2 protein-coding genes and 1 pseudogene are annotated in these 1386 nt (G+C 69.3%); 2 read left to right on the forward strand and 1 reads right to left on the reverse strand.

Going from position 1 to position 1386, the window contains the following annotated elements:
- Nucleotides 1–96 (reverse strand): annotated as a pseudogene (locus BGO22_RS15970) (CDP-diacylglycerol--glycerol-3-phosphate 3-phosphatidyltransferase); the annotation flags it as partial.
- 129 nt (nucleotides 97–225) lie between these two features.
- Between BGO22_RS15970 and BGO22_RS15975 the strand changes: the two are divergent.
- Nucleotides 226–984, forward strand: a complete 759-nt coding sequence (locus BGO22_RS15975; protein WP_070397696.1) for a 3-hydroxyacyl-CoA dehydrogenase — start codon at nucleotides 226–228, stop codon at nucleotides 982–984.
- A 28-nt stretch (nucleotides 985–1012) separates the two neighbouring features.
- Nucleotides 1013–1386, forward strand: a 374-nt coding sequence (locus BGO22_RS15980; protein WP_286851692.1) for a gamma-glutamyltransferase, incomplete at its 3' end; no start/stop codon positions are given.

Raw genomic sequence — 1386 nt, forward strand, 5'->3', positions numbered from 1 at the left:
GGCCGGGCTGAGATGCCCCACATAGAACACCCCCACGATCAGCGGAATGGCCACGATGCGGGCCCAGGTCAGCAGGGTGGGGAGGTTGAAGAACATGGCCGGATTATGCGGGCTGGCCCGCACGGGCCAGATCGATGGCTGCGGCCATCGTGCGCCACTGCATAATTGACGTTTACGTCAACGTCAAAGCCACCCCGGCACACCCATCCCCTCAGGAGCACAAGCATGGAGATTGCAGGCAAGGTATTCATCGTCACCGGCGGCGCCTCGGGCCTCGGCGAAGGCACGGCGCGCATGCTCGCGGCCAACGGCGGCAAGGTCGTCATCGCCGACATGCAGGCCGACAAGGGCGAGGCCGTGGCCAAGGACATCGGCGGCGTGTTCGTCAAGTGCGACGTGAGCAGCGAGGCCGATGGCCAGGCCGTGGTCGCGAAGGCGGTGTCGCTGGGCAAGCTGATGGGCCTGGTCAACTGCGCGGGCATCGCCCCGGCCGAGAAGACCGTGGGCAAGAACGGCCCGCACGCGCTGGCCGTGTACACCAAAACCATCATGGTCAATCTGGTGGGCAGCTTCAACATGATCCGCCTGGCCGCCGACGCGATGTGCAAGAACGAGCCCGAGTCGACCGGTGAGCGCGGCGTGCTCATCAGCACCGCCAGCGTGGCGGCCTACGACGGCCAGATCGGCCAGGCGGCCTACAGTGCCTCCAAGGGTGGCGTGGTCGGCATGACGCTGCCGATCGCGCGCGACCTGGCGCGCAACGGCATCCGCAACATGACGATCGCCCCCGGCATCTTCGGCACGCCCATGCTGTTCGGCATGCCGCAAGAGGTGCAGGACGCACTGGCCGCCAGCGTGCCCTTCCCCAGCCGCCTGGGCACGCCGCAGGACTACGCCAAACTGGCCAAGCACATCATCGAGAACGACATGCTCAACGGCGAGGTGATCCGCCTGGACGGCGCGATCCGCCTGGCGCCTCGGTAAGCCGGTGCTTCGGGCGTAGAGTCGCGCCATGAAGCGCTGGCTCTCGCCCCTCCTCCTGACCTTGCTGCTGGCGGCCTGCGCGCAGCCGCCCGCCACGCCCCCTCAGCCCGAAGCCGCCTCCGGCTACACCGCGAAGCCGGGCTGGTCTTTCGGGCGCTTGGCCGTCGCCGCCGCCAACCCGCTGGCCACCGAAGCGGGCGCGCGCGTCCTGCGCGAAGGAGGCAGCGCGGTGGACGCCGCGATTGCGGTGCAGATGGTGCTGACGCTCGTGGAGCCGCAGTCCAGCGGCATTGGCGGCGGCGCGTTCCTGCTGCATTGGGACGGCCGGCGCGTGCAGGCCTTCGATGGCCGCGAGACCGCGCCGGCCGCCGTCGACGAGCGCCTCTTCCTCGACGCACAGGG

It is taken from the genome of Hydrogenophaga sp. 70-12 (assembly GCF_001897365.1).
Taxonomy (GTDB): domain Bacteria; phylum Pseudomonadota; class Gammaproteobacteria; order Burkholderiales; family Burkholderiaceae_C; genus Hydrogenophaga; species Hydrogenophaga borbori.

Bases quoted from the DNA above. Each gene is read 5' to 3' on its own strand.
- BGO22_RS15975 (WP_070397696.1), top strand. From the start codon at position 226: ATGGAGATTGCAGGCAAGGTATTCATCGTCACCGGCGGCGCCTCGGGC.